Origin of the sequence: Nitratireductor thuwali, from assembly GCF_036621415.1 — a bacterium.
Lineage (GTDB): Bacteria > Pseudomonadota > Alphaproteobacteria > Rhizobiales > Rhizobiaceae > Chelativorans > Chelativorans thuwali.
Genome location: NZ_CP030941.1, coordinates 2,716,196 through 2,733,854 on the forward strand (window position 1 = coordinate 2,716,196; position 17,659 = coordinate 2,733,854).

Below are 17,659 nucleotides of genomic sequence, written 5' to 3' on the forward strand. Positions count from 1 at the left end.
ATTCGTGTCAGAATGGATGATGTATCGGGCCATCCTGGACGGTGATCCAGCGCAACTCGGTAAACTCGGCAATACCGGCCTTGCCGCCGAAGCGGCCATAGCCTGAATCCTTGACGCCGCCGAACGGCATTTGGGCCTCGTCGTGAACGGTCGGGCCGTTGATGTGGCATATTCCCGATTCGATGCGGCGGGCGACCGACATGGCGCGGTTGATGTCCTTGCCGAAAACCGCCGCGGACAGGCCATATTCCGTGTCGTTGGCAACCCGCACCGCCTCGTCTATGCCGCTCACCCGCACGATCGTGACCACGGGGCCAAAACTCTCTTCGCCATAAATGCGCATGTTCGGCGTCACGCGGTCGAGAAGGGTGGCCTCCATGACTGTGCCCTGCACACCGCCGCCGGCGGCCAGCACCGCGCCCTTGGCGACGGCGTCCTTGATCAATTCCTCAATGCGCCGGGCCGCGCTCTCGTCGACCACGGAGCCCAGAGGTGTGGAGCCTTCCCGCGGGTCGCCTGCCTTGAGGGAACGTGCCTTTTGCGCCAGTGCGCGGACAAAGGGCTCGGAGATCTTCTCATCGACGACGATACGTTCCGTCGACATGCATATCTGACCCTGGTTCATATATGCGCCGAAGGCGGCCGCCGCGACGGCGGCATCGAGATCGGCGTCATCGAGCACGACCATGGGCGCCTTGCCGCCAAGCTCGAGCAGCACCGGTTTGAGGTAGCGTCCCGCCGTCTCCGCTATGATGCGTCCCACACGCGTCGAGCCGGTAAAGTTGACGCGGCGCACGGCGGGATGGGCGATCAGGGCTTCGACGATGGCCGATGCGTCCTCGGGCGCGTTGGAAAGCGCGTTGAGCACCCCATGCGGCACGCCGCCCTCGTGCAGCGCGTCGACGATCAGCCGGTGCGTGCGCGGGCAAAGCTCGGAGGTCTTCATCACCACGGTATTGCCGCAGGCAAGCGGCGTGGCGAGCGATCGCACGCCGAGGATTACGGGCGCGTTCCACGGTGCCATGGACAGCACGACACCCGCCGGCTGGCGGATGGCCATTGCCGTACTGCCTGGCCGATTGGAAGGAATGATCTCGCCGGTGATCTGCGTCGTCAGCGAAGCCGCCTCGCGCAGCATGTCGGCGGCAAGCCCGACATTGAACATGGCCCAGCCAGCGGTCGCTCCAACCTCCTCGGCCATGGCGGCGACGATGTCTGGCCCCCGTGCTTCGAGGGCGGCCGCGGCTGAAAGCAGGATGCGCCGTCTTTCGCCGGGCCCCGTCGCCGCCCATGCGGGAAAGGCCCGCGCGGCCGCATCGCAGGCGAGTCGAGCATCTTCGAGGCTGGCTGCTGCGGCGCGCGTGGCCACTTCCCCGGTCATCGGGTTCAAGCGCTCGAAAGTCTGCCCGCTGGAGGCGCCGCGATCTTCCTCGCCGATCAGCAATCCCAATTGTTCCATCTTCCTACCTCGTCTTGTTTCTGTCACGCCATACCCAGGAAAGCCCGCTGCACGGCGCTGTCTCGCCTCAGTGCAGCCGCCGTTCCCTCTCCAACGATGCGTCCGGCCTCCATCAGATAGCCGCGGTCGGCGACCGACAGGCTCATCCGGACATTCTGTTCCACGATCAAAAGGGCAACGCCGGTTTCCCGCACTCGCCCCAGCGTTTCAAAAAGCTCCGTGACGACGACTGGCGCAAGCCCGAGGCTCGGTTCGTCGAGCATCAGATAGTCGGGCTTCGACATCAGCGCGCGGGCGACGGCCACCATCTGCTGCTCGCCTCCCGACATCGTATTGACGGTTTGACGGCGGCGTTCGGCAAGCTTCGGAAAAAGCTCGTATACATGGCGGCGCCGTGTCTCCTCGCCACTGCGCGCACGGCTTGAATAGGCGCCGAGCAACAGGTTCTGCTCCACCGTAAGATCGCCGAAGACGCCGCGGCCTTCAGGCACCAGCGCGATCCCCATGGAAGGTATGAGATGGGGCGGCAGGCCCGCGATGGGGTTGCCGTCGAGCTTGATCCGCACACCCTCGTCCGGCTTGACCAGGCCGGCAATCGCTTTCAGGAGCGACGATTTGCCGGCGCCGTTTGCACCCAGAATGACGACCGTTTCGCCGCGCCCTATGTTCGCGGCGACGCCGTCAAGGGCCAGATGCTTGCCGTAACGCAGGCTGAGGCCGGAAACTTCAAGCATGGCTTTCTCCGAGATAGGCCCGGACGACCTCTGGCTCGCTCAGCACGCTGCCGGTTTCGCCGTCCGCGATCTTGCGTCCCGCATTCATGACCACGCACCGCCCGCACAGCGCGCGGATGGCATCCATCACATGCTCGACGAGCAGCACGGTCATGCCGTCCCTTTTCAGATCGGAGATCAGCTCGATTCCTGTTGCCAGCTCGGTCGGATTGAGCCCCGCCAGCCATTCGTCGAGCAGAAGCAGCCTCGGGTCCGATGCCAGCGCCCGGGCGAGCTCCAACCGCTTCTGGTCGATATAGGTGAGTTCGGCGGTCATCTCGTTTTCCCGGCCGCCAAGGCCAACGCGCTCGAGGCAGGCCAGCGCCTTTTCGCGAGCCGCCGCGCCCCACAGCTTCTCCGGACCGAATGCGGCGGCCGCCTCCACGTTTTCTGCCACGCGCAAAGAGGGCAGGACACGCACCAGCTGAAAGGTGCGCGCCACGCCGCGCGTGGCGATGCGATGGGCGGGCATGCCCGCGATCTTTTCCCCGTTGAGCATGATTGCGCCGCCGCTCGCCGGCAGGAGGCCCGAGATCATGTTGAGGACGGTCGTCTTGCCGGAGCCGTTCGGGCCCAGCAGACCGACGGTCTCGCCCACATCGACAGTGAATGAGACATCGTTGACGGCGGTCAGCCCGCCGAAGCGCTTCCTGAGATCGCGGACTTCCAGAAGCTGTGTCATCGCCTGGCCTCCGCCGTGTCACGGGCAAGCGCGCTTTCGGCGCCCGGCATCTGTGGGGTGGGCTTTCGCTGGCCAAACATGCGCTCCGCAAAGGCCGCGACGCCGCCCGGCAGGGCGAAGACGATCAGGATGAAAAGAAGACCGAGAATGATGGAATAATGATCCGGAAACCTGGCCGATAGCCATTCGAAGAGCAGGAACAGCGGCACCGCTCCGAGCGCCGGTCCCCACAGCCGGTTGGCCCCGCCCAGAAGCGCCATGATCAGGGTGAGAAACGACAGGGTGGGGTTAAAGACGATGCCGGGCTCGACATAGGTCCAACGCGGTGCCTGGATCGCGCCGACCAGGGTTATGATGACGGCGCTCAGCGCGAACAGGGCAAGCTTCGTGCGGGCGATATAGATTCCGCAATGGGCCGCCACGACTTCATCGTCGCCGATCACCTTCAGCGCTAGGCCCAGCCTGTTGCGGCCGATCCACCACGATATGAACAGCGTGATCGCCATCAATGCCAGGAGTTGCCAGTAGATTTGCTCCGGCCCGAACGACATGAAGATGTAGCGGCCGAGCGTGCCGGTGACGTTGACCTCGTACCAGGTGACGAGTTGGCGCACGAGTTCGGCAAGCCCGAAGGTGAATATGACGAAATAGACGCCGGCCAGCCTGAGGGTGGAAAGGCCGACCACCAGCGCCACGGCAAGCCCAATGGCCGCGGCCGCAGCTAGCACCAGGGGATAGGGCAGCACTTCGTTCAGCGCAGCGACCGTGTAGGCGCCGATGCCGAAAAACGCAACCGTCGCCAGTGAGACGTAACGGGTGGGGCCGGAGAAAAGCGCCCACGCGCTGGAAAGCGTCACATAGCCGGTAAGCCCGATCAGAAGCCCGATCTGATATGGCCCTAGATAGAAGGGCGCCAAGGCCAGCGCGGCGAGAGCGACAAGCGCGGCGGCAAGGATGAGGGCGAGGCGTCCATTCATCGCGTCGCCTTTCCGAACAGGCCCTGCGGCCGCCACAGAAGCAGCGTCAGGAAAATCGCATAGGTGGCGGCGAGCGTCAGGCCGGGCTCCAGGTAGGTGGCGACGAAGGTCTCGACCATGCCGAGGATGAGCCCGGCGCTGAGCGCGCCGAGAAGATTGCCTACACCGCCCATGATGACGACGATCAGCGCCTTCATGGTGAAGGTCACGCCCGATGTGGCGGTGAAAGTCTGGTACATGGAGACGACCACGCCGCCGGCCGCGGCCAGGGCGCCACCGAGCGCAAAGGCAAAGCGCGCGGCGCGATTGACGTCGATGCCCACGAGCACAGCCGATTGCGGAGCGACGGCGACGGCACGGATCGCCGTGCCCCAGCGCGTGTAACGAAGCAGGGCGTAAAGCGTCAGACCGATAGTGAGGGCCAGCCCCAGGGCGAGAAGCCTGTTGGCGGCAATGTTCGCCCCCAGGATCGAGACCGGGATGTTCAGATAGGAATAGCTCATATAGTTCGAGCCGAAGAGAACGAGGAGTACCCCTTGGATGACGAAGAGAAGACCGAAAGTGGCGAGGATCGAATCGATCTCCAGTGCGCCGCGGTCTCCGGCCCTTGCCACCAGTGGGCGCATCATGACGCCATAGATGGCGTAGCCGAAGGCAAAGCCTGCCGGGACCACCAGAAGTAGGCCCGTCACCGGATTTAGGCCCAGCGCATCCTTGAGAACGAATGCGGCGAAGGCCGCGGCGATCATGGTCTCGCCATAGGCCAGGTTCATGATGCGGGCGATGCCGTATTGTAGCGTAAGCCCCATCGCCACCAGCGCATAGGTGCCGCCCAGCACCAGACCTGCAATAATTGCGGTCGTCAGCATTTCGACTTCCTGACCTGTTGTTTCCTTGGCGATGACGGCACCGCTGCGCTGCTCCCCATCCTCCGCCGCCGCCCGGCAACGGGAGGATGTGGAGCGGGCCCTGCCGTCGGCTAATTCTTCCAGGGCGCCTTGGGCAGCCTCGGCTTGGCTGCGCCGGGCCTGTCGGGCGGTGCGATGCCGACAAAGACGCCGTCCTGCCATTGTCCGGTCCACCAGAGGTCGCGGAGCTGGTTGTTTTCGAGCTTGGTTTCGCCCAGCACGGTCTGGAAGGTGCCGGTGGACAGCTCTTGCGATACGGCCTCCCGGTCAAGGCCGACGCGCCTGATTGCCTCCTGCAGCATTTCCAGGCTAGCATAGGTGATCACGCTGCCCCAGTAGTCAGGCCCCTGGCCCGTCAGCTCCTGATGCCGTTGGCGATAGGCACGGTTGGCCTCGTTGGCGGGGTCGATGCCGCCGAGGCTCATGACTCCCTCGGCAGCGGGGTTGTCTTCGCCGTAAGCCGGAAATCCAACGCCGACGCCAAGGTAGAAGACCCTGGGATTATAGCCTGAAACCTGCGCCTGTTGGGTCAGCGCAAAGGTGTCGGGCGGGTAGGAGAAGGCAACGAAACTGTCGGCTTCGGTCCCCGAAGCCTCGTTGACCATCGGCGAGAAGTCGGTCGTCCCGACGGGATAGGTCTTGTCGTAGACGATCTCGATATCCGCCTCGGCAAAGGCTTCCCGCGCCGCGGTCACGAGGTCGATGCCGAACCCGTCGGCCACCGAGATCATCGCCACCTTGTCGTTGATGGTTCCCGCTTCACGCGCGTCGACGAGCACATTGGCCAGTGCGTCCGTATAGTCGGCGCCGCCGCCCAGGAACCAGAAGCTCCTCGGCCAGCGCTCGACGAATTCGGGCGCCTTGTCGGTCACCGACGAAACGGCAAGCTGCGGATAGCCGTAGCGGTCGAACAGCGGCGCAACCGCCAGATTAAAGCCGGTCCCCCAGGGAGGCAGGATGAAATCGACCTCGTCCTGCGTGGCCAGGCGCTCCACGGCGCGGACCACCTCCTCCGCCGACGAGCGGTCGTCATATTCGATCAGCTCGATCGGCAGCCTGCTGCCGTCGGGCATTTCCAGGCCGCCCGCCTCCTTCACGTCGTTGATCCAGAGCTGATAGTTGGGAATCGTCGTGATGCCTGCTCCGCCCGCATTGACGCCGGTCTTGGATACGGCATAGCCGATCTTGACCGAAGTCCGCTCCTGCGCGGCGCCGTTTGCCGGCCAGATGGCCAGCGCCGCCAGGGCAATCGTCGATAGCAGCAAAGAGGGCGCGCGGCGCCCGCCGGTTGGTTCTAGCATAAGGTTCTCCTCCACATGTCGCACCGGATCTCTGGCGCGCGCTTGCCGGCTGACGCGTTCCAGTCCCGTGACCTCCCGGGGGACTGGAATGCGAATGTCGCCGATAGGCTGCGTGAGCCCGATCCGTTTCCTCCGCATGCAGGGAAGATGTTAAACCGCTGCCAAAACCTGCAAATGGACTTATTGCGCAAAGAATTGTACTTTTGACCGAGGCCAACGGGAAACGTTCATGGTATTCGGCAGCAGCGGTGACCGCGGTTCTGTGGGAAACTCCGAAGTCGCACCCATCGTGGTGCTTCCCGAGACGGAGGCGGTGGCGGTGAAGACCGCCTTGTCGCCTGTCGCTTGGACGCTGCACGGGAACCGCAACCGCGCTTACGTGCTCATTTCGGGTACGGGTCGGCTCTCCATGGAGGGCAAGGTGGTGCAACTTGCATCGCCTTGCGTCCTATGGCTGCCGACTGGCAACGCCGCCACACTGACCCTCGAAGCCGGCGCGCGAGGGGCGGCGCTCGCGGCTTCCGAACTCGCCATCGGGCGGGCGGTGCCGTCCGGTCCCATAGGCGGGCAGGTCAAGGATGCGCTGTTCCACCCCGTTCTGGGCGCGAAGGTGGAGCCGGCGGTCGCCCAGGATCTGTGTCGTTCGATCGAAGCGGTGGGAGAGGAGTTGCGGCACGACCGGCCGGGCGGTCAGGACGCCGCGCGCTATCACCTCGTCCTGGTTCTGATCGCGCTCTGGCGTACGTCGAGCCCCGAGGCACCGGCGCCGCAATCTGCGCCGCGCGCGATCGTGCGCAATTTTCTTCACCTTGTGGAACTGCACGCCCGCGACCACTGGCGCATTGAAGACTATGCCCGCTTCCTGTCTATCTCCCGAGGCAGGCTGGGCAGCGCCGTCAAACGCGTCACCGGCCGCTCGGCGCTGGCGCTCATCAATGCCCGTCTGGTGGCCGAAGCAGAGGTGCTGCTGGGCGGAACGAACCTGCAGGCATCGGAAGTTGCCGAAGCTCTGGGTTTCAAGGACGCCGCCTATTTCAGCCGGTTCTTCAAGCGCGAAACCGGCGTCACTCCCGGCCGTATGCGACGCGAGGCCGTGTTGCGCAAATCAAGGCGCGCCCAGTCTTTCGCCGCATGGCCTTGATGCACTGCGCATCAGAACAAACGGGCGCCGCTAACGCCGCCGACATCGTGTCCTCAGGCCAGGGCTAGATCGTCAGCATCAGTGTAAACGTCGAACCAACGCCCTTGGTGCTTTCGAAGGTGACGTCGCCGCCCATCATGCGAGCGATGCGCCGTGACAAATGCAGTCCGATGCCGACGCCGCGAATATCGGTGGCCGTGCTCGCCCGGAAAAAGGGCTGGAAAACCCGCTCCTTTTCGGCCTCCGGAATTCCGATGCCGCGGTCTTCGACGGCGATGTGGACGCAATTACTGCCGGCGCTCACGCGGATTGTGACCGGTTCGCTCTGGGGCGAGTATGTCACCGCATTGACGATCAGGTTGCCCAGGATTTCCTGTAGAAGGAGAGGGTCTGCCGTAATGCGAGCCGGCACTTCGTCGCCGACATCGATCCTGAGGGTGCGATCTGGCCTGTCTTCCATTTGGCTTTGGCGCAGTCTTTCCAACTCCGCCACGACGTCCAGTTCGACCATGTTGATATCGATCTGGCCGGCTTCCAACTTCATTGAATGCAACGTGATTTCCATAAGCTGGGTTAGCGAGGCAACGACCTCGCGAACGCGGCCGGCACGGCGTGCAAGCTCTGCATGCGGCATTGCCGGGCCCTTGCGCAAAATGCGCTGCATGGAGGAATCGATCACCGACAAAGGCGTGCGGAACTGGTGTGAGACCAGGCTCACGAAGCTGCGATAGGCCTCGCGGATCTCCTTTTCCCGCAGAAGCGACAGCTGGGCTCGTTGCTCGGATTGAAGTGCTGCGAGCATGCGCCAGGAGATGAAGGCGCCGAGGGCAAGAATGGTCACCACGATCGCTATGACCTGCAGGACGGCAGCATGCTGCGCATCGAGCCGCTCGCCGGTTTCGTTCCACTGGGCCACCATGGATCGATTGGCCGCACGGCCGAACTCGCTGGCCAGAGTGGAAAGCAGGCCGTGAATTTCACCGGCTGCGCGCATACTTGTCGAGCCGGCCGAAAGGATTTCGTCCTCAAGAGCGCGCACACGCGACGACAGTTCGTCTATTGCCTCATGATGACCAAGTTCAGCGAGATACCGCCGTTGCGGCCCCGCCTCCAGCAAGGTCAACCGGCTCAAAAGTACGTCGTAGCGCAGCGCGAGCTCGTCCTTGTTCGTTTCCCCGAGGTGTGCGCGAGCAACCGCGATATCGAGCCGCTGGGCCGCGACCTGGGCCCGGCTGATCGACCAGAGCATATTGTCTCCGACCTGGTTGCGCAGCGCCTCTTCTGCATTGGACAGACGCCACAGTGCGAAGGACAGCAGGCAGGTGAAGACGAAAATGGCTGCGAGGCTAAGGGGATAGGTATAGATGCCGCGCGCGGCTTTCATCGGACTTCCAGATGATTGAGCTGCCACACCCAACGGTAGTCGTAGCGCAGATCCTGCAGCTCCGCATGATCGTCGCGCGGATAGACGATCCAAAGCGGTCCCTTGTCGCGCGGCTCCAGCCTCTCGCCGTCCATGTGGGTGGCGACGACCACGTCAAATCTTTCGAAATCGGTGGCCGGAATGTCGATCACATAATCATTCAGGGCGCTTGCCGTCACGGTTTCACCTTCCGCTCCAACCCGCTTGAGAAGATCGCGCATATAGAAGCCGTCGAAACGGCGCACGCCATCAGTGACGACGGTGGTCGTTTCCAGAACTGCTGGGTCCAGTTCCTCCAGCATCGCGCGGTCGAAGACAGCCTTGCCGTCGCGATTGGTGCGCTGAATTCGCCCCTCGATTTCCAGCAGGATCTCGCCGGAGGGTTCACCGAGTGCGGTCTCCAGCGCATCGGCCCGACCGGCCATCAGGACCGGCAAGAAAAGAGCCATACCCAAGGCGAATAACATTCCATTCGAGAAAAGGTGGACGCCGCGTCGTCCGGTCATGCCGCTCCCCATTATTATCGTCGGCCGCGTAGATTGCCGCGGCGCGTTGCTGCGTTGAGGTGCCGCCAGCTAGAGCTGCGGACCCGTCGCCTTGCCCGTTCTTTCGGACGGGGACTGACGTATCCTATTGCCTTAGGCTTGCGATTCAATGGCAGCAGTAAAATCCAAGGGAACATCCGTCATGCCCAAATCCACTCGTCGCCGCACTGTCCTGGGAGCGGTGGCCGCGGCCGCCTGCTATGCAGTTTTCCTTGCCCCTGGCAACGATGCACGGGCCGAAGCCGATGGCCCGGATAGCTGGCGCGTTGTGGACGTGGCACCAAACGACGCGCTGAATGCACGCATGGGTCCGGGCACGGACTATGCCGTGATCGGCCAGTTCGCCCACAACGCGCGCGCTCTACAGCAGGTCACATGCGTGCCGCTGGTGCCGCCGGGCCTGTATTTCGAAATGAGCGAGGCTGAGCGCGCAGCCCTGCCGCCGCGCTGGTGCCTCATGCAAAATGCCGACCGGAGCATTCAGGGCTGGGTGGCACAGCGCTATTTGGCAGAAGATGGCGGCCCCGTCAGGACATCATCTGAGGATGGCACACAGGACATCGTCCAGGCGGCCGAACGTCTCGTGAAGCGCCTTTACAGCGATCACATTCAGGCGATGGCCGGCGGCACCACAAGTCCGCTGCATCCCTCGCGTGCCAGCGATTTCTTCGCCAAGCCGTTGGCCGCGAAAATTGCTCAAAGCGGACTACAGGCCGATCCGCTCTTCGATAGTCAGGATGCCGAGATCACGGATCTCAGGATCGCACTCGACGGTGAACGGCCAATGTTCCGCGGACTGATCACCGTAAACGCCGATTTCCGCAATTTCGGGCATCCGCGCCGCGCCGTGGTGCGCCTGCGCGTTTTCGAAGGCATGCCACGAATTATCCGGATTGAGCACGAAGAATGGGTTTTCCAGTAGCGCGTTAAAAGGCCGTCGCCGACGGGCCCGCCGGCCTCCTGAAGCCGGCGGGATAGCTGCCTTTATTCGACGGCGATCGTCGCCCGGCTGAGCACCTTGCGCTCGGTGATATCGAGGAGGCGGAATTCGTAAAAGCCCGCTTCCTCGGGCAGGGTAAAGGTCAGCGCATCGCCATCTGCCTTCCGCGCCTCAATCCAGGTGAAATCCGCCTGATCGGCACCGGCCAGCGCGATCCGCTGGTCGTTGTCCTGGTTTTCAGCCTCCCAGACAACTTCCACCGTCGCGCCCGGCGCGCCAGTCTCCGGCACTTCGAGTGCACCGCCTTCGTTCAGCGTGGCGGTTGCCGCAACGACCTCCACGGGGTGACGGGCCAACGTGCGGCGCCCTTCTTCCAGCACATAGCGGACTTCGTACAGCCCGGTCGCCTCCGGCGCAGCCAGGTCGGCCTGCTCACGCTCACCTACCCGGGCATAATCGCCATAATCGCCTTCTTCGGCCCCCATTGGCACGATGGTTACGAAGTCGCGCGGGTGCGGCGCGGTACCGGACCACCCGACGCGAATGGCTGTTCCCGCGCGTACCGTGTCCGGCCCCGACAGTTCGATATCGGCTTCCACGATCTCGATCTGTTCGGAGGCCAAAGTCTTCCGGCCCTCGTTGAGGACATAGCGCACCTCATAGAGCCCGCTTTCGGCCGGCGCCCGCAACTTCCCTTCGGCCTTGTCGGAAACTCTTGCGTAGTCGATATGATCGCCCGGTTCCGCGCCCATGGGCACGATGGCTACGAAGTCGCGCGGATGAATGCCCCTCGACCACTGCACTGTGAATGTGGAGCCGACCACAGCGCTATCCGGAGCCCTCACCGAAGCTTCCGCCTCGACGATCTCGATAGGAGCGGAAGCCAGCGTCTTGCGCCCCTCATTGAGAACGTAGCGCACCTCATATAGCCCGGCATCCGCAGGTGCTTGCAAGCTGCCTTGATCACTGTCCTTCACCCTCGTGTAGTCCGCATAGCTGCCCTCGTCGGCGCCCGCTGGTACGATGGTGACGAAGTCTCGGGGATGGATCGCGTTCGACCAACTGACCGAGAAGGTTTCGCCGGCGGTCGCTCTCTCGGGAGCTTCCACGGAAGCCTCCGCCTCGACAATCTCGATAGGAGCGGAGGCCAGGGTCTTGCGCCCCTCGTTGAGGACGTACCGCACCTCGTACAAGCCGGCATCCGCCGGTGCCTGCAGGGTTCCTTCCCGATCGTCCTTCACCCTCGTATAGTCCTCATAGGCGCCTTCCTCGGCATCCATCGGCACGATGGTGATGAAGTCCCGAGGATGTATGACGTCTGACCAACTGACGGGGAATGTTGCTCCGGCGGTCGTGCTTTCGGGAGCTTCTACTGCGACGTTGGCTTCAACGACCTCGATTTCGACCGATCCGGCCGTTGCGCGGCCGTCCTCGACCACGTAGCGCACCTCGTAACGGCCCGGTTCCGCCGGCGCCTGCAGCCTACCGCTGCTCTTGTCCTTCACCCGCGCATAGTCGCCGTGTTCGCCTTCCTCGGCGCCAACCGGCACGATGGTAACAAAATCCCCCGGCTGCTGGCCGGACGCGCTCCAGGATACCGAGAATGAAGAGCCCATGATCGTGGTGTCGGGCGCCTCCAGCGTAACGATCGGTGCGGATTGGGGCTGCGGCTCCGGTGTTGGTTTAGGTTCGGGTGCCTCGGCTACGACCGTGCCAACTTCGCTCAAGGCCTTGCCCAGTTCGCCGGCATTGCCGGCACTGAGGAAGAGGCCACCCGTTTCCTCTGCGATGCATGCCAGCGCATCGCGCTCTTCCCGCTCGGAAAGACCAAAGCCGACCACGTGAGCGGTAAAGGAGACGCCGGCGCGCTCAAGCTCGCTGGCCAGGGCACAGGGGTCGCGCTGGCAGCTTTCGATGCCGTCCGAGATGAGAACGACCGTCGCCGGATTGTCGCGGTAGGATAGTTGTTCAGCCGCCATTTCCACCGCATCCGTCAATGGCGTTTTGCCGCGTGGCGATATCTCCCCGACTTTTGTCAGAAACCTGTCGCGGTCCAGCTTCTGCGGCGCGAGCACCGTCTCAATATCCGAGCAGTCGCCTTCGCGACGGTGGCCGTAGGCGATGAGGCCGACATTGGTGTTGTCCGTCCAGTCGCCCAGAAGGTTGCCCATGACATCGCGGGCGATCTCTATTTTGGCGGTCCCGTCAATCCTGCCCCACATGGAATTCGATCCATCGAAGACCACCATGACGTCCTCAGCGGCCATCGCAGGTCCGGCGGACAAGATTATTGCGCTGGCTATGAGATATCCGGCTTTTCGCATTACTTCTCCCTCTCGGCGTTCCGGACCGACAATAGTGCAGGGCTGGAGCGTCTTCCCCGTTCAAACGAAGGGGAAAGCTGGAGCGGCTAGACGGCGGTGCCGGTGGCGGTGATTGGCCCTTCGCCTTCAGGCTGGCTCGAGGCGCCTGCGACGGCGGACGCCGCCTTATCCTTCAACTGGCGGAACTTTGATGAAAGGCTTTCCAGCTTGGCATCCCAGGCCGGATCGGGTGACTGCCCTTCGATCGTTTTGAAGTAGACCTGCATCATGCAGGTGATGGCAAACGGCTCGAGCAAGGCTGCCTTCACGCTCCAGGCGAACAAAAGCGCGAAGACCATTCCGCCCGCCGACCAGGCTCCAGGGATCAGATAGACTGCAAGGGCTGCCGGCGCCAGCATGAGTAGAAAGACCAGGAAGGACAGACCGTAGACGAAGAATGCCAGCCAGGCCGCGTTCTTCAGCATGGGCTTGTAGTTCTGGCCATAAAGAACGAGTCCCGTACGTGCCGATTCCCATGCATTGGTCGAGCGGGTGCGTATCGCGTAGGCAAGGATGACCTCGTCGACGAAGCCGACGGCGATGCGCAGGAACGCGTGGACGATGCTGACGAGCTGCCGCGCTCCCGGGATCGGAAGTATCGTCACGACGCCGCGCACGAGGCCCGTTACGGCTCGCAGCACGCCCTTGACGAGCTGGTCGATCGCAAACAGCACGCTCGTCTGGGCAAACCGTTCGGTAACTTCCTGACGCGCATGACTGATCTGAGAGCGACCCTGCGGCATCGGTTTGCCGTCCAACAGCTCTACCAGCACAGCAATATGGCCGGCCTTGACGATGTAAAGCGTGTATTCCCGAAGGAGATACATCACGGCGCCTGTAATGCCGAAACCGATGATGCCGCCCCAAAAGGTCGCGCCGGCACGGAAGCCCTCGTCCCCAAAGCCGCCAATGCCCCAGCCGACCCCCGCGCCAAGCCCGGTCATCAGCACATAGGCTATCGCGACGCCGAAATAGACGGCCATGCGCAGCAAGATGAATGGCGCCGTGCGTGCCATGAGCCCAAGAGCCCCATGGATGGAGAAATCCCACATGAACATAACCTCCTCAGCCTTTGACCAGGTTCTCAATCCTATACCCGCCTCTCCATTCCGTCCCCCTCCAAACGCAGGGGAGATCGGGCCCTTTGCGGTCGGCGGTCTCCTCTGCCACAATACAGCCTGGCTGGAGCGGGGAATACGGGAATGAAGGCACGAACAGCCGAGCGTGAAAGAGCGCTGATCCTGTGCGTCGAAGACGAGCCGGATCTGCGCGCCGACATTATCGACGAGCTGCGCGCTTCCGGTCACGATGCTATCGGCGCGGACGACGGCAGAAGCGCGCTGAAGACGCTGGGGAAGGTTCGGCCGGACCTGATCCTGTGCGACATCACCATGCCCGGAATGAACGGTTATGATCTGCTCAAAACGGTACGGGCGCACCGTGCCGACCTCGATGATGTGCCGTTCGTATTCCTCACCGCGCTCGACGAACGTGAGGCGGTGATATCGGGAAAGCGCGCGGGCGCAGACGATTATCTCGTAAAACCAATAGACTTCGACCTCATGCTCGCGAGCATAGAAGCGCGCATCGCGCAGACACGACGCATATGCGCGCTGCATCGGCAGGATGAGGAGTCCGTCAGGAAGGCCTTTTCAGTTCTCGCCGGCCGTTCGGATGCGCCGGCCATCGGAATGACAACCCAGGTGCTCGATATACTCGGTTTCGGCGTCGTTCTGGTCGACCGGCGGGGTGATGTCGTCTTCGCCAACGCCTTCGCGCGGACGCTGGGCGAGGGAACGGACGGCCTTTCCTTTGACAGGCGTGTTAGCGTGACTACGCCGGATTTGACGCGTCAGCTCCACGCGCATGTCGCGGAGGTCGTCGAGGCGAGCGAGCAGGGCAGAGACATCATGCGCGGGCTGGCCGTGCCCCGCCTCGACGGCGCCGGCGAAATCATGCTCGTGATCTGCGCATTGTGCCGTCGCGAAGGCGGGGACGGGCGCGCGCCGATAGCCGCCATTTTCATTTCGGATTCCAAGCGGCGGCCGGAGCCGCCTGAGCACCTGCTTGAATCGCTGTTCGGGCTGACGCCTGCGGAAGCGCATGTGGCGCACGGCTTGGTCAGCGGGCAGCGAAGTGCCGACGTGGCGCGCGATCTGAAGATCAGCCAGACAACAGTGGCATTTCACCTGCGCAACCTGTTCGAGAAGACAGGAACCCACCGTCAGGTAGATCTGGTCGCGCTTATCATGAATGCGCTCGCGGCAGTGAGGTAGCTTGGTCTGGTAGCCGCTGCGTATGAAGCGGTCGGCACGGTGGCGGAAACCGACAAAGAGCCTGCCGAAGCGGGAATTGCCTTTGGGCATCGTACTGGACGTTTGCGCGAGACTGCAGGAATTTGCGCAGGGCAATGGCGCGATTATCTGACCACGGCGGAGCTGGCGCGGGCGATGCTGGGGATCAGCCCCAGCGCCTGGTGCGAAGCCTGCAAAACTGTCGAAGAGCAGCACGCGGCAATCACACTCGCGGCGATTTACCAGCGGGCGGACCAGATCAACAACGCTGGCGGCTACCTGCACAGCTGACCGACAGGGCGAGGGAAGGAAAATTCTCGACTTGGCCGATGGTCATGGCGCTGCTCCGGGCAAAGCTCGAATATGTCAGGTCCAGACATACTGGATCCGATAGTGCTTTCCGTTTCTCCGGCGACCAACACATCTAGGCGCCACCAGGTGGAGCCCGTCTTGTGGGAGGATTGATAGCGCAACTGGATCCCCTGAGGACCGTATCGGAGGAAAGATCCAGACACTGAGGACACTGTAGCCCATCAATCGATTTGCCATCAAGCCAGCACGTGGCATCTTGATGGCATCACAGCGCATTGCTATATTTGCTCAAAATTTGCCAAAGTTTGCTCCAAGAAGGAGATGCGGCCATGGCCGAACCTCAGCTTTCCGTTCGCAGCGCCAAGGCCCGCGACTTAGCCCACCGGCTCTCTCGTCGCGAAAATAGATCCATTGCCGATATCGTCGAGCGGGCCCTTGAAGCCTATGAAGTGCGCGAAGCTGGCCGCGAGCCGGCTTCGACCTTCTATACCCGCATTGCCAAGGCCTTCGGCACCGATATCGACCTCGAGGCAGTGATCCGGGATGATCGACAGGTCCATACGGGGCCTGAGCTTTGATTTTTCTCGACACCAATGTGATTTCAGAGACGCTGAGAAAGTCGCCCGAGGCTGCCGTCATCGCTTGGCTGGTTCGCCACGATGCTGAACTGGCGTTGCCGACTGTGACGATCGCCGAGATCGCCTTCGGCATTCAGAAGATAAGGCCCGATCAGCGCGCTGATCGGCTGGAACAGGGATTGCAAGATTGGCGGCGTCGTTTTGCTGATCGGATATTTGGTCTGACCGAGGAAGCCGCACTTGCCTACGGGGAAATCATGGGCAGTGCCGCTCGTCAGGGACGCGGAATGTCAGCGCCCGACGGCATGATTGCAGCGATCGCCCGCGTAAATGGTGGCCGCCTGGCAACGCGCAATCTGGCTGACTTTGAGACGACAGGGCTCGATCTCGCATCTCCATGGGACTTTTGACGCTCTTCCAGTGCCGTAATCGCTTTGGTGAGGAGAGGGCTTTTTATCCCTATTGCCCGCACACCTTGGTGAGATTGACCCCAAACCGGTCACGGCGGCGCTGGTATTTTCGGGTCATTTCCGCGGACGAACGCCCAAGCTGTTTCTGCACATAGCCCTTGTCGACCTCGACCGATGAGGCGAGCCTGCACGCAGCGAATGGCCGGCAAACAGCCTTTCCCGATCGCCTTCCGAAAAATCGCCGCTCACGCCAGCCGTCAGGGCGGGCCGCTTGACCAGGCGTGCGACCTCCTGGCGATTGGGCAGCTGGGCGCCGAGCTTTTTGCCTTGCCCGGCCACCCTGCGGGACAGCGGCCCGTGCACGATGCGGCCGAGTAGAGGTCGAGTCTCGAGTGCCATGACCGGGCAGGCGGCGTCGGAGGAGCCGCGGCCGATCTCGACCTCGCGCCAGGTCTCGCCGCGCAGGTGACGAGCATCCCCTTGTCGACAATCTCCACCCAACCGTCCGCCCTCGAACTGGGGTAGCGAGAAAGTGTTCTGTCTCTGTCGGTGGAATGAAGGCGGAGCGAAGCTCGCGCCACTGGATTGGGCTCTAATGGTCGCTGAATAAGATCCGTGGTAGGTCCTTCCAATCACGCCGGCAGCGATAGGCATGTCCATATGTCAGTCGGACGCGCTTTCGATCCTGCGGCTGTCATGATGGCGGAGGGAATCCGCCGGCGCTTCGGCTCGGTCGCTCAAACCATAATCGCGGATCACATGTGCCACCCGCAGCCGGTAGTCGGCGAAGACGCCGTCTCGCCCATGCTCCTGGGCGGAGCGGTGCTCGGCGGTATTGCGCCAGCGAAGCACGGCGTCCTCATCCGTAAAGAAGGACAGCGAGAGAAACTTCCGCGGATCCGACAGGCTTTGGAATCGCTCAACGGAAATGAACCCCTCGGTCTGCTCGAGCATGGCACGCAGCCGCGCTGCAATGTCGAAGTACTGGCCGCTCCTGCCGTCCTTGGGTGCTACTTCGAAGATAACCGCGATCATTTCGAGCCTCCGTGGGGCGCGGAGGCCAGCTTCACGAATGTTCTGTCCTCGCGCAGCAGGAACTTCTTGGCCTGTGCAAATTCGTAGTTTTCCCGCCCCAGCGGGTCGGCCGCAAGTCGGGTGCGATAGGCCTCGTATTCCGCCAGGCTCGCAACGTTGTAGATGCCGTAGGCCAGCGTGCTCGACCCCTCATGCGGGGCGAAGTACCCGATCAGGTCGGCGCCGCAGCGGGGGATTGCCTGCCCCCAGTTCCGGGCATACTGGATGAAGGCATCTTTCTTCGTCGGGTCGATCTGGTAACGGATCACGCAGGTCAGCATGGGCATACTCCTCTGGCTCTGATGCAGGGGATATTCGATTGAGTGAAGCAAATGCTTCGATAGCTATCGAACCATGAACGAAGGCACGACATGCTGGCCTCCGACGATCGAAAGGCGCTGAAGCCCGTGGGCTGGCACAGGAACCAGGAGTGTTCCGCCTGGAAGAGGCGGATGGCACCGTCCGGAAGAAAGCTCGGA

At 62.8% G+C, this 17,659-nt stretch carries 17 protein-coding genes and 2 pseudogenes; 6 read left to right on the top strand and 13 right to left on the bottom strand.

Annotated elements, in window-relative coordinates; genetic code table 11:
- Nucleotides 1-7: 7 nt before the first annotated feature.
- From NTH_RS13190 to NTH_RS13215, 6 genes are all read right to left on the bottom strand, one after another.
- Nucleotides 8-1,459, bottom strand: coding sequence for an aldehyde dehydrogenase (locus tag NTH_RS13190; protein WP_338530441.1), 1,452 nt, complete (start codon nt 1,457-1,459; stop codon nt 8-10).
- Nucleotides 1,460-1,482: 23 nt separating this feature from the next.
- On the bottom strand, nt 1,483-2,193 hold the full coding sequence (locus NTH_RS13195) for an ABC transporter ATP-binding protein (protein WP_338530442.1): 711 nt from the start codon (nt 2,191-2,193) through the stop codon (nt 1,483-1,485).
- Nucleotides 2,186-2,914, bottom strand: a complete 729-nt coding sequence (locus NTH_RS13200; protein WP_338530443.1) for an ABC transporter ATP-binding protein — start codon at nt 2,912-2,914, stop codon at nt 2,186-2,188. Before NTH_RS13200 ends, NTH_RS13195 begins: the two co-directional genes overlap by 8 nt.
- Nucleotides 2,911-3,891, bottom strand: coding sequence for a branched-chain amino acid ABC transporter permease (locus tag NTH_RS13205; protein WP_338530444.1), 981 nt, complete (start codon nt 3,889-3,891; stop codon nt 2,911-2,913). Before NTH_RS13205 ends, NTH_RS13200 begins: the two co-directional genes overlap by 4 nt.
- Nucleotides 3,888-4,760: a branched-chain amino acid ABC transporter permease gene (locus tag NTH_RS13210; RefSeq protein ID WP_338530445.1), complete on the bottom strand. Its 873-nt coding sequence runs from the start codon at nt 4,758-4,760 to the stop codon at nt 3,888-3,890. Before NTH_RS13210 ends, NTH_RS13205 begins: the two co-directional genes overlap by 4 nt.
- A 110-nt stretch (nt 4,761-4,870) precedes the next feature.
- Nucleotides 4,871-6,100, bottom strand: a complete 1,230-nt coding sequence (locus NTH_RS13215) for an amino acid ABC transporter substrate-binding protein (RefSeq protein ID WP_338530446.1) — start codon at nt 6,098-6,100, stop codon at nt 4,871-4,873.
- 229 nt (nt 6,101-6,329) lie between these two features.
- On the opposite strand from NTH_RS13215, the gene NTH_RS13220 reads away from it, so the two are divergent.
- Entirely contained in the window at nt 6,330-7,241 is a 912-nt protein-coding gene (locus NTH_RS13220; protein WP_338530447.1) for a helix-turn-helix domain-containing protein, read from the top strand.
- A 64-nt stretch (nt 7,242-7,305) separates the two neighbouring features.
- Here the strand turns inward: NTH_RS13220 and NTH_RS13225 are convergent, their stop codons facing one another.
- Both NTH_RS13225 and NTH_RS13230 read right to left on the bottom strand, forming a co-directional pair.
- Nucleotides 7,306-8,625, bottom strand: a complete 1,320-nt coding sequence (locus NTH_RS13225) for a sensor histidine kinase (RefSeq protein ID WP_338530448.1) — start codon at nt 8,623-8,625, stop codon at nt 7,306-7,308.
- On the bottom strand, nt 8,622-9,170 hold the full coding sequence (locus tag NTH_RS13230) for a molybdopterin-dependent oxidoreductase (RefSeq protein WP_338530449.1): 549 nt from the start codon (nt 9,168-9,170) through the stop codon (nt 8,622-8,624). The genes NTH_RS13225 and NTH_RS13230 overlap by 4 nt, the downstream gene beginning before the upstream one ends.
- 181 nt (nt 9,171-9,351) lie before the next feature.
- Between NTH_RS13230 and NTH_RS13235 the strand changes: the two genes are divergently transcribed.
- Nucleotides 9,352-10,131, top strand: a complete 780-nt coding sequence (locus NTH_RS13235) for a hypothetical protein (protein WP_338530450.1) — start codon at nt 9,352-9,354, stop codon at nt 10,129-10,131.
- Nucleotides 10,132-10,193: 62 nt separating this feature from the next.
- On the opposite strand, the gene NTH_RS13240 is transcribed toward NTH_RS13235, so the two are convergent.
- Both NTH_RS13240 and NTH_RS13245 read right to left on the bottom strand, forming a co-directional pair.
- Complete coding sequence (locus NTH_RS13240) at nt 10,194-12,416, bottom strand: vWA domain-containing protein (RefSeq protein ID WP_338530451.1); 2,223 nt, start codon at nt 12,414-12,416, stop codon at nt 10,194-10,196.
- 143 nt (nt 12,417-12,559) lie between these two features.
- Nucleotides 12,560-13,564 carry a hypothetical protein gene (locus NTH_RS13245; RefSeq protein WP_338530452.1) on the bottom strand — a complete coding sequence of 335 codons (1,005 nt, stop codon included), beginning with the start codon at nt 13,562-13,564 and terminating at the stop codon, nt 12,560-12,562.
- Nucleotides 13,565-13,714: 150 nt separating this feature from the next.
- On the opposite strand from NTH_RS13245, the gene NTH_RS13250 reads away from it, so the two are divergent.
- From NTH_RS13250 to NTH_RS13265, 4 genes and pseudogenes are all read left to right on the top strand, one after another.
- Nucleotides 13,715-14,788 carry a response regulator gene (locus tag NTH_RS13250; RefSeq protein ID WP_338530453.1) on the top strand — a complete coding sequence of 358 codons (1,074 nt, stop codon included), beginning with the start codon at nt 13,715-13,717 and terminating at the stop codon, nt 14,786-14,788.
- Nucleotides 14,789-14,812: 24 nt separating this feature from the next.
- Nucleotides 14,813-15,168: pseudogene (repC, locus tag NTH_RS13255) on the top strand (replication initiation protein RepC); the annotation flags it as partial.
- Between the two features lie 279 nt (nt 15,169-15,447).
- A complete protein-coding gene (locus NTH_RS13260) occupies nt 15,448-15,696 on the top strand; it encodes a plasmid stabilization protein (protein WP_338530454.1) in 249 nt (82 codons plus the stop codon).
- Nucleotides 15,693-16,106 (top strand): type II toxin-antitoxin system VapC family toxin, encoded by a 414-nt coding sequence (locus NTH_RS13265; protein ID WP_338530455.1) that lies wholly within the window; start codon nt 15,693-15,695, stop codon nt 16,104-16,106. The genes NTH_RS13260 and NTH_RS13265 overlap by 4 nt, the downstream gene beginning before the upstream one ends.
- Nucleotides 16,107-16,155: 49 nt before the next feature.
- Here the strand turns inward: NTH_RS13265 and NTH_RS13270 are convergent.
- From NTH_RS13270 to NTH_RS13280, 3 genes and pseudogenes are all read right to left on the bottom strand, one after another.
- Nucleotides 16,156-16,609 (bottom strand): annotated as a pseudogene (locus tag NTH_RS13270) (integrase); the annotation flags it as partial.
- A 160-nt stretch (nt 16,610-16,769) separates the two neighbouring features.
- Nucleotides 16,770-17,141: an antibiotic biosynthesis monooxygenase family protein gene (locus NTH_RS13275; RefSeq protein WP_338530456.1), complete on the bottom strand. Its 372-nt coding sequence runs from the start codon at nt 17,139-17,141 to the stop codon at nt 16,770-16,772.
- Nucleotides 17,138-17,461, bottom strand: coding sequence for an NIPSNAP family protein (locus NTH_RS13280; protein ID WP_338530457.1), 324 nt, complete (start codon nt 17,459-17,461; stop codon nt 17,138-17,140). The genes NTH_RS13275 and NTH_RS13280 overlap by 4 nt, the downstream gene beginning before the upstream one ends.
- Nucleotides 17,462-17,659 lie beyond the last annotated feature (198 nt).

What these genes read in the sequence shown, in the direction of transcription:
- NTH_RS13200 (WP_338530443.1), bottom strand. Translation starts at nt 2,914, where the DNA reads ATGACACAGCTTCTGGAAGTCCGCGATCTCAGGAAGCGCTTCGGCGGG.
- NTH_RS13245 (WP_338530452.1), bottom strand. Translation starts at nt 13,564, where the DNA reads ATGTGGGATTTCTCCATCCATGGGGCTCTTGGGCTCATGGCACGCACG.
- NTH_RS13230 (WP_338530449.1), bottom strand. Translation starts at nt 9,170, where the DNA reads ATGACCGGACGACGCGGCGTCCACCTTTTCTCGAATGGAATGTTATTC.
- NTH_RS13240 (WP_338530451.1), bottom strand. Translation starts at nt 12,416, where the DNA reads ATGGCCGCTGAGGACGTCATGGTGGTCTTCGATGGATCGAATTCCATG.
- NTH_RS13190 (WP_338530441.1), bottom strand. Translation starts at nt 1,459, where the DNA reads ATGGAACAATTGGGATTGCTGATCGGCGAGGAAGATCGCGGCGCCTCC.
- NTH_RS13260 (WP_338530454.1), top strand. Translation starts at nt 15,448, where the DNA reads ATGGCCGAACCTCAGCTTTCCGTTCGCAGCGCCAAGGCCCGCGACTTA.
- NTH_RS13220 (WP_338530447.1), top strand. Translation starts at nt 6,330, where the DNA reads ATGGTATTCGGCAGCAGCGGTGACCGCGGTTCTGTGGGAAACTCCGAA.
- NTH_RS13215 (WP_338530446.1), bottom strand. Translation starts at nt 6,100, where the DNA reads ATGCTAGAACCAACCGGCGGGCGCCGCGCGCCCTCTTTGCTGCTATCG.
- NTH_RS13250 (WP_338530453.1), top strand. Translation starts at nt 13,715, where the DNA reads ATGAAGGCACGAACAGCCGAGCGTGAAAGAGCGCTGATCCTGTGCGTC.
- NTH_RS13195 (WP_338530442.1), bottom strand. Translation starts at nt 2,193, where the DNA reads ATGCTTGAAGTTTCCGGCCTCAGCCTGCGTTACGGCAAGCATCTGGCC.
- NTH_RS13210 (WP_338530445.1), bottom strand. Translation starts at nt 4,760, where the DNA reads ATGCTGACGACCGCAATTATTGCAGGTCTGGTGCTGGGCGGCACCTAT.
- NTH_RS13235 (WP_338530450.1), top strand. Translation starts at nt 9,352, where the DNA reads ATGCCCAAATCCACTCGTCGCCGCACTGTCCTGGGAGCGGTGGCCGCG.
- NTH_RS13275 (WP_338530456.1), bottom strand. Translation starts at nt 17,141, where the DNA reads ATGATCGCGGTTATCTTCGAAGTAGCACCCAAGGACGGCAGGAGCGGC.
- NTH_RS13280 (WP_338530457.1), bottom strand. Translation starts at nt 17,461, where the DNA reads ATGCTGACCTGCGTGATCCGTTACCAGATCGACCCGACGAAGAAAGAT.
- NTH_RS13205 (WP_338530444.1), bottom strand. Translation starts at nt 3,891, where the DNA reads ATGAATGGACGCCTCGCCCTCATCCTTGCCGCCGCGCTTGTCGCTCTC.
- NTH_RS13225 (WP_338530448.1), bottom strand. Translation starts at nt 8,625, where the DNA reads ATGAAAGCCGCGCGCGGCATCTATACCTATCCCCTTAGCCTCGCAGCC.